At 41.6% G+C, this 8,314-nt stretch carries 9 protein-coding genes; 3 read left to right on the forward strand and 6 right to left on the reverse strand.

What is annotated here, in order from left to right:
* Window positions 1–285, forward strand: a 285-nt coding sequence (locus tag G344_RS12055; protein WP_038155193.1) for a hypothetical protein, incomplete at its 5' end; no start/stop codon positions are given.
* Between the two features lie 233 nt (window positions 286–518).
* Here G344_RS12055 and G344_RS0106740 read toward each other — a convergent pair.
* The 5 genes from G344_RS0106740 to G344_RS0106760 are packed head-to-tail and all read right to left on the reverse strand — an operon-like array spanning window position 519 to window position 6,201.
* A complete protein-coding gene (locus tag G344_RS0106740; protein ID WP_038155195.1) occupies window positions 519–1,376 on the reverse strand; it encodes a YitT family protein in 858 nt (285 codons plus the stop codon).
* Window positions 1,377–1,431: 55 nt separating this feature from the next.
* Window positions 1,432–2,751: a D-serine ammonia-lyase gene (locus G344_RS0106745; RefSeq protein WP_028255533.1), complete on the reverse strand. Its 1,320-nt coding sequence runs from the start codon at window positions 2,749–2,751 to the stop codon at window positions 1,432–1,434.
* On the reverse strand, window positions 2,751–4,100 hold the full coding sequence (locus tag G344_RS0106750) for an alanine/glycine:cation symporter family protein (RefSeq protein ID WP_028255534.1): 1,350 nt from the start codon (window positions 4,098–4,100) through the stop codon (window positions 2,751–2,753). Before G344_RS0106750 ends, G344_RS0106745 begins: the two co-directional genes overlap by 1 nt.
* Before the next feature lie 9 nt (window positions 4,101–4,109).
* On the reverse strand, window positions 4,110–5,411 hold the full coding sequence (locus G344_RS0106755) for an alkaline phosphatase family protein (RefSeq protein ID WP_038155198.1): 1,302 nt from the start codon (window positions 5,409–5,411) through the stop codon (window positions 4,110–4,112).
* Window positions 5,404–6,201, reverse strand: coding sequence for a DeoR/GlpR family DNA-binding transcription regulator (locus G344_RS0106760; RefSeq protein ID WP_028255536.1), 798 nt, complete (start codon window positions 6,199–6,201; stop codon window positions 5,404–5,406). The genes G344_RS0106755 and G344_RS0106760 overlap by 8 nt, the downstream gene beginning before the upstream one ends.
* 215 nt (window positions 6,202–6,416) lie before the next feature.
* Between G344_RS0106760 and G344_RS0106765 the strand changes: the two genes are divergently transcribed.
* Window positions 6,417–7,658, forward strand: a complete 1,242-nt coding sequence (locus tag G344_RS0106765) for an MFS transporter (protein WP_028255537.1) — start codon at window positions 6,417–6,419, stop codon at window positions 7,656–7,658.
* 129 nt (window positions 7,659–7,787) lie between these two features.
* Here the strand turns inward: G344_RS0106765 and G344_RS10910 are convergent, their stop codons facing one another.
* Window positions 7,788–8,015: a cupin domain-containing protein gene (locus G344_RS10910; RefSeq protein WP_051245837.1), complete on the reverse strand. Its 228-nt coding sequence runs from the start codon at window positions 8,013–8,015 to the stop codon at window positions 7,788–7,790.
* Between G344_RS10910 and G344_RS12060 the strand changes: the two genes are divergently transcribed.
* The coding region (locus G344_RS12060) for a hypothetical protein (RefSeq protein WP_478202078.1) at window positions 8,014–8,314 on the forward strand (301 nt) is incomplete at its 3' end. The genes G344_RS10910 and G344_RS12060 overlap by 2 nt on opposite strands.

An 8,314-nucleotide genomic window follows, 5' to 3' on the forward strand; every position in this document is an offset into this window, starting at 1 on the left:
TCTCGAGAAGCACGAATACGTACTCATTTCTTAACCTGTTTCTTATCTTTAACGTTATACCGCTACCTAGAAAAGAAAACTGACCTCGACTTTACACCACGAGATTTGATACAAAAACTAAGGGAAATGAACTTCTTTCAACTATCTTCGGGCGATTTCGTACCTACCTATACACGGACTGAAATTACCGACAAACTACACGATGCATTTGGATTCCGCACAGATTATGAAGTCTTAAGCGAAACACAAATGAAGAAAATTTTAAAAGCAACCAGAAAGGCATAAAAAGTACTCACTTTTTTCACACACAAAAAAGGCTAGAAACCCAGTAAAAATAAGGGGTTCTAGCCTTTTATTCTTTTGTAAGTGTCAAAGATGGGATTATACCCTAAATTTAGCCACACATCAATATCAAAATTCGTAATATGAATCTTCTATAGCACAATAAAAAAGCCGATAAAACCAGAGCCATTCCGATTTTATCAGCTTTACAATCAAAATATGCTATTGTATTCGTTCTACCCCACAGCCTCTTCGCGTTTCTGCAAGAAGCTATCTTTCCCCCATGCCTCGAGGGTCGGCACGAAGTTAATAAACACATTCGGGTCCACTTGTTGGGCCCGTTCTCGGGTTTGGGCCGCATCGCGAAAAGGTAGTACGGATATAATCCGCTCCATAACCTCCCCTTTTTTGTTCACCACATAGTCTAGGCTGTACCCTACTTCTAATTCGTCGTCTAGCAATTGCTTAATGGCCTCTACGTTTTTACTGATAATCACCATCTTAACGATGCGCATATTGCCACCGAATAGCACGAAGGAAATAACCTTGGAATACGTAAATTGAATGATTAACGCATACAATACGGTAACCTTCGAAAATACCGTTAAGGATATGAGCAAGATAAACACATCAATGGCCAGCATCATTTGTGGCAAGGTCAAGCCATGACCCCACAGCTTGTGAATTACCTTCGCCAACGTATCCGAACTGCCTTGGCTGAACCCTTCTTTCAGTACCAAGCCCGTACCAAAGCCCATGAACACGCCGTAGAAGATACAAATGACGATTTTTTCCGTCCCTTCGTCGATGAAATTAAAGCTTAAGGCATTTGCCACGATGAGCAGTAGCGGATACGTTAGCGACAGAAAGACGATGCGCTTTGCCGCCCGCTTGCCCAGTACCAAGTACGCGGACAACAAGATGCACAGCACCGTTACGTAATAAATGTACGTGTACGGAATGTGAATCCAATGCTCTAACACGATGGCCCAACCAGTGATGCCCGCCACCACCAAGTCGTTCGGCTTTAAGATGCAGGAAATGGCGAAGGCCTGGATGATACAGCCGATTAGTACAGTTAAATATTGCCTCATAAACACCTCATACAAAAAGGTAAGCGTGAACACATTGTGTCCACGCTACTTATTCTTATAAACCCATAGTTAAATATTTATCACGCATTTCTTGAGGTACCATTCTACCACCAGTAGCCCAAACGATATGCGTAATGTTATCTACTTTGTCAGTTAACCCTTGTTCTTCATAGTAACGTTTCATGTCTTCTGGACGAATCAAGCAACCATAACCTGCACAGGAACTTGGTTCGATGAAAGTACCTTCTGTATCGAGTAATGCACGCATTAAACCATATAGACGAACGTCTTCAATAGTCGCTACGCCAGATAATACAGGCTCAATAACTTTACCAACAAAAGCGGATGGTCTGCCTACTGCTAGGCCGTCTGCCTCTGTTTTTCCATCAATACCGATATCATTTACAGAGATACCATCATGTAAACCAGATGCCATTCCTAACATCATGCAACATGCATGAGTTGGTTCTGTAAAGAAGCAATGAACATTTTTACCATAAATAGATTTTAAACCATATGTTACACCGCCTGGTGCACCACCAATACCGCAAGGGATGTAAACGAATAAAGGATGATCTTCGTCAACAGCGATGTTTTGTTCTGACAATTGTTTTTGTAAACGTTCAGCAGCTACGGCATAACCCATGAATAATGGTTGAGAATTTTCGTCATCTACGAAGTAGCTCATTGGATCTTTATCGGAATTGCGACGACCTTCGTCAACAGCAGCACCATAATCGTCTTGGTATTCTACGACTTGTACGCCACGACTGCGAAGCAAGTTTTTCTTCCATTCTTTCGCATCAGCGGACATGTGTACGATAACGGTGAAGCCGATTTTAGCACTCATAATACCGATGCTCATACCAAGGTTACCAGTGGAACCTACTTGTACAGTATATTGGCTGAAGAATTTTACCATTTCAGGGCTAGCCAATTTAGTGTAATCATCAGTTAAAGATAATTTACCTGCCTCAATAGCTAAATCTTCAGCATGTTTCAATACTTCATGAATACCACCGCGAGCTTTTACAGAACCAGCTACTGGTAAATCGCTATCTTTTTTAAGCATCAAACGACCTGTAATGTCAGCACCGAAGTTTTCGTTCAAGAACTTTTTCATTTCTGTTGTTTCTACTACTGGTGATTCGATAATACCTTTAGTTTCAGCTAATTCTGGGAATACATGAGCCAAGTAAGGAGCAAAACGTTGTAAACGGTCGCTAGCATCTTTGATTTGGTCTGTCGTTACTTGAGTTATTTTTTCAAACCCTTCCGGCGTGAATTTTGGATTGAACCAGAAAGTTTCTTCTAAATTAGCAGCCGCTGCAATCACAGGATTGGATTTTTTTAATGCTTCTGTATCAATTGTCATTATTCTATCTCCTTACTAACTGGATAATATGTATTTATAAAATCTCTAATGCTGTCTTTCACACGAGGGATTAAGAACAGCAAGGCGCCTATATTAGGAATGATCAGCAGACCAAGTGCTATATCTTGCACATACCACACAAAATGTACGGAACTAGTCGTTCCAATATAAATCAAAACAGGAAAAATAGCTTTATATAATATATTGCCACGACGCCACTTCAAAAAAGTCAAGCTTACATGCCCAAAGTACCATTGGCTCATAATGGATGTGGAACAGAACAGCAATAAACTTATGTACACCACATACCGATACCCATTGAACACCGAATCGAAGGCAGCTGCCGTTAAGGTTGCTGGATTACTGTGAAAGCTGTATACACCAGTAATCAAAATGGTAAGACCTGTGATACTACAGATAACGAAGGTATCAATGAACACCTCTATAATGCCGTAAAAGCCTTGCCGTACCGGATGGTCTACGTGAGCTACACCATGTAGCACAGCAGCCGAACCTTCACCAGCTTCATTGGAATATAGCCCGCGGGCTAAACCATAACGCATGGCTTCTTTGATACCATACCCAGCCACACCACCGATACCCGCTTGTACATTAAAGGCACTATGCCAAATATTGGCTACCATCATTGGTACTTGGTCTACGTGAATGAGCACAATAATGGCTCCAGCCAACACGTACAATGTAGCCATAATAGGCACCAAGGTTTGGGATATGTTGACGATACGACTTAATTCTCCACGAATGACTACAATCATAATCACAGCCAACACTACGGCCGTCAACATGTATGGTACGTGAAAGGCTTCTTTCACCACTTGTCCAATAATGTTAGATTGGATAATCGTAGCACCACCATTTTGAACAAACAGCAAGATTGCCATTAATTGGGCTAGCAAGGACCACCCTAACCCATGTTGGATATAGTACATAGGGCCACTAATAGGCATCCCCTTGTCATTGTACGAACGATACATGATACCTAACACAATTTCGCAAAACTTGGTCGCCATGCCCCAAAATGCGGAAAACCACATCCACAGCATCGCCCCTGGGCCACCTAAAGCAATGGCCGTAGCTACGCCAACGATGTTGCCACCACCGACGCAACTGGACAAGGCAGTACACAAACTTTGGTACGATGAAATATCCGATTTTGATTTCGTGCCAGTACTTGTTAATACACCTTTAGGCAGTAATTTTAGAAAGGTAAATTGGATGCCACGAGTCATAAAAGTCGCATATATACCTAAGCCTACTAGCGTATATAACAACCAATCGCCCCACAGGGCATTGGCAATATAGGCAACGGCTTGTTCCAAGTTTTCCATAGCATCACCTTACGCTAATACCGATTTTCCTTGTGCTTTTGGTAATTCAATCCCCATAACTCCAGCCAATGTTGGTGCTACGTCGATGAGTTTTACCATGCCAATATGTTTAGGTGCCACACCTGGTACAGATAAAATGAAAGATGCACGCATTTCTTCAAATTGCTCGCTGTAACCATGTTGCGCTGCTTGGGACAAGTGCGTATGGCAGTATGGACCTGTTAAGTCTTCGCGGATTTCAAAACCTTTGCGAGACACCACTACAAAATCGGATTCAGGGAAGCCACCACGAGCTTGTGCCATGTCATTCGTTAATACTTCTAAAATGCCTTTCGCTGGATCCGCTTGTAATTCATTAAGAATATCTAGTACTAATTGACGATCTGCTTCAGTAGCATCAGCATGCATGCGAATTTCGCCGACGCCACCAGCCCGTTGGCAGAAGGCTTTCCAATCAGTCATGTTGCCAGCGTCATCAACGGAAATTAAACCTTTTTCTGTGAATACCACATTTGGCGAAATGTTGAATTGGTTATCTAAACTACCGTGGTCAGAGCATACGCAAACTACAAGATTATCACCAGCAATGTCTTTCGCTGTGGCAATCAATTTACCTAACATCGTATCGATTTTCATCAAGCTGTTAGCTGCTTCCTTACTGGAAACGCCATGAATGTGAGCACTTTCATCAAAAGATGCAAAGTAAGCCGTCATAAAGAAGGATTTACCATCAGCTACTGCTGGACGGATTTTTGTATCTAACACCCAATGAGCCGCTGTGAAGCGTTGTGCATCCCCTTCATCCGTTAAATCTAAACCGTTAGGACATACGCTAGTAGCCGCTACTAATTCAGCAGCTAATCCTTGCGGTACGGATACAGCATCGATAAATTTATGGTCAATATCAGAACCATCCCACCAGAATTCTGGCAAAATATAATCCCCTTTCGCCCCTATAGACGTTGGAAATGCCACACTGCCTACAACGTAACCAGCGTTTTTCGCCGCTTCCCATAAGGTGATGACATTTTGATTTACAAACCAGTGCCACGCACCATTATGCTCTTTCTTAGGATCAAAAATGCCATTATTGACGATGCCATGTACATTGGGATTTACACCAGTAATCATACTTTGGTGGCTTGGATACGTGAACGTTGGGAATACACTTTGCATACCTTGTTCTGCTACTAGTGCTTGTTCCATCAGTGCACTAATGGTTAGTAATGTAACACCATGAGCAGCTTGTTCTAAAATGAATTCTGGTTTTAATGCATCAATCGACACAAGTAATACATTTGGTTTACTCATGTAATACACCCTCCTCTTGGGCTACTAAAACTGTAACGCCTGCGGCTTTAAACTGTTGTAATTGTTCTTCTGAAATATGTGTATCCGTAATCATGCGACCCACCTCTTGGATGGAACACATGCTGACCAAGGAATTAACCCCAATTTTGGAACTATCTGCAATGACAATAGTTTCCGTTGCCGCTTGCATCATGGCCAATTGCGTATTCACCTCATCCATCCGTTGATAGGTAATGCCTTTTTCAACAGATATGCCACAAGTCGTTAAAAAGAACAAATCAATATTGATTTTAGAAAAAATAAGCGTCGATAAATCAGAAATAAAGGCACGTTCTTCACCATTATAAATGCCACCCGTTAATACCAAGGTAATTTGGTTTGCATTTACTAATTCATTAGCAATGGCCAACGAGTTAGTCACCACTGTTACTGGGTACCCTAAACTGGCAATTTCCTTCGCCAATAACAAAGATGTAGTACCCGAGTCCAAAGCAATGCAATGGTTAGGCTTGATTAGCGTCGCCGCCAACCGTGCCACCGCCTCCTTATCCGACAAGTTTTCCACTTGCCGTTCATCAAACGGTACATACGACGATGGTCGATGGTCTGTTTCAACCTTCTTTGCACCGCCATGAATGCGCATCACATAACCTTGCTTTTCTAATTCCTCTAAGTCTCGACGTATCGTTTCCCGCGACACTTGCATTTTTGTGCATAAATCTGCGGTTTTCACACTAAAATTCTTTTCTAATTCATTGATTATAACGTGATATCGTTCTTCTGCTAACATACAATCACCTCATATAACGACAATCTATTTGCTCACTTATACTAGCACACTGTTGCAATATGTGCAATACCAATTTTTAATTTTCTGTAATTTGCAAACTTTTACACATTTTTATACAAAAACGCATTGACAACACAAAACCGAAACCGTATACTAACAACTGTCAAATCTATTTGCAAACGATTTACTTTTTATTTACGTTTACGAGGTGAATTATGAGTTCCAGTATTGATAAGAAATGGATATCATTCGGTGCCTTAATGCTTGGTTCTGGCACCATCTATAAATTAGGCTTTATGAAAGACGCCTTCTACGTACCAATGCAACAATTCATGGGCTTATCCCATACACAAATTGGTACTGCTATGAGTTTAGCAGGCTTCATTTCCACATTCGGTTTCTTAGCTAGTATTTATTTAACCGACAAAACTTCTAAAAAAATCATGGTGCCATTATCCTTGCTTGGCATCTGCCTCAGCGGTTTATGGCTATCCACATTCCCATCTTATGAAATATTTTTATTAATTTATTGTTTACTAGCCATCTTCTCCGACATGATGTTCTGGCCAACCATGTTAAAAACCGTTCGTCTCTTAGGCTCTAAAGATGAACAAGGCCGTATGTTCGGCATCCTAGAAGCAGGCCGCGGTCTAGTCGATACGATTATCGCCTTCTGTGCCCTCGCCATCTTCTCCGCCTGTGGCAGCGATGCCTTCGGCTTACGAGCTGCCATTTTATTCTATGCCATCGTACCTGGCGTTATTGGCGTTATTACCTACTTCCTATTAGAGCCAGACAAAAAACAACCTAAAACAGAAAACACTGGTTCTGGTATGTCTGAAGACATTGCCAAAATTAAAATGGCCTTACAAAACAAATTCATTTGGCTCGTTTCCTTCAACATCTTCCTCGTATACAGCGTATACTGTGGTTTAACTTACTTCATTCCATTCTTGAAAGACATCTACGGTCTTCCAGTTGTATTAGTTGGCGTGTATGGTATCATTAACCAATACGGTTTAAAAATGCTTGGTGGCCCTATTGGTGGTTTTCTAGCGGATAAAGCGTTAAAATCCGCTACTAAATACATGAAAATCGCCTTCTTGATTACTGCATTAGTTTTAGTGGGCTTTGCCTTCTTGCCACATGACAGCATCAACATCTATGTGGGCATGACAGTAACCATCTTCATCAGTGCGTTAGTATTCTCCATGCGTGCTATCTTTTTCGCTCCCATGGACGAAGTGGATGTACCTCGCGAAATCACTGGTGCAGCCATGTCTATCGGTTCCTTCATCGGCTACCTGCCTGGTGCCTTCATGTACACCATCTACGGCAGTCTCCTTGACGGCAACCCAGGCTATGCTGGTTACAAAATGGTATTCTTACTCATGGTGGGCTTCGCTGTACTTGGCTTCTTGCTCAGTACTTACATCTTGAAAAAAATCTATAAATAATAGACTTAAATGACAAAGGACAGTTAGTGTCATGTGCACTGACTGTCCTTCTATTGTAGCTATTTAATTGTTATTCGTAGGTTATACTCCCTAATCCCATTCATTTAAAACAAGACTTGCCCGTGATTCTTAAAATGTTGGTGGCGTAATAGCAAATATAACACGCACCATAGTTTCGCCTACATTTGTCCACTTATGGTTTATGCCAGATGGTATGTGAACACTATCGCCTTCTTCTAATAGGAATGTATCCGCTCCTAATAAAAGTTCCACCTTGCCAGCCAATACATGAGCCACTTCTTCCCCAATATGACTCATCGGTTTCGTTACGGAATTTTGCGACGGATAAATATCCATGTTGGCTTTTTCAGCCACTTCTTTCAGCGTTAAATTCTGCTTTTGTCGTAAGGAGGCTATCCTTACCTTCTCACTAAAATACAAACACTACCAACAACGAATTAGAGAGGAACAAGTCCAACGAGCAACAAAAGCCATAGAGGCTAATGGAGCTCTGCTTAAAAAGCTTGGCCCTAATGACTACAAGCGATTGGTAAAACGAACCAACATTACACCAGACGGTGAGGTTGCAGCAAAAGAATTACAAGCACTAGATTACGAACGCATAGCAAAAGAAGCACAGTATGACGGATTTTATG

This window comes from Veillonella magna DSM 19857 (genome assembly GCF_000428745.1).
Taxonomy (GTDB): domain Bacteria; phylum Bacillota; class Negativicutes; order Veillonellales; family Veillonellaceae; genus Veillonella_A; species Veillonella_A magna.

Coding starts and splice junctions, on each gene's coding strand:
- G344_RS0106745 (WP_028255533.1), bottom strand. CDS start 2,751: ATGACAATTGATACAGAAGCATTAAAAAAATCCAATCCTGTGATTGCA.
- G344_RS0106755 (WP_038155198.1), bottom strand. CDS start 5,411: ATGAGTAAACCAAATGTATTACTTGTGTCGATTGATGCATTAAAACCA.
- G344_RS0106760 (WP_028255536.1), bottom strand. CDS start 6,201: ATGTTAGCAGAAGAACGATATCACGTTATAATCAATGAATTAGAAAAG.
- G344_RS10910 (WP_051245837.1), bottom strand. CDS start 8,015: ATGGATATTTATCCGTCGCAAAATTCCGTAACGAAACCGATGAGTCAT.
- G344_RS0106765 (WP_028255537.1), top strand. CDS start 6,417: ATGAGTTCCAGTATTGATAAGAAATGGATATCATTCGGTGCCTTAATG.
- G344_RS0106740 (WP_038155195.1), bottom strand. CDS start 1,376: ATGAGGCAATATTTAACTGTACTAATCGGCTGTATCATCCAGGCCTTC.
- G344_RS0106750 (WP_028255534.1), bottom strand. CDS start 4,100: ATGGAAAACTTGGAACAAGCCGTTGCCTATATTGCCAATGCCCTGTGG.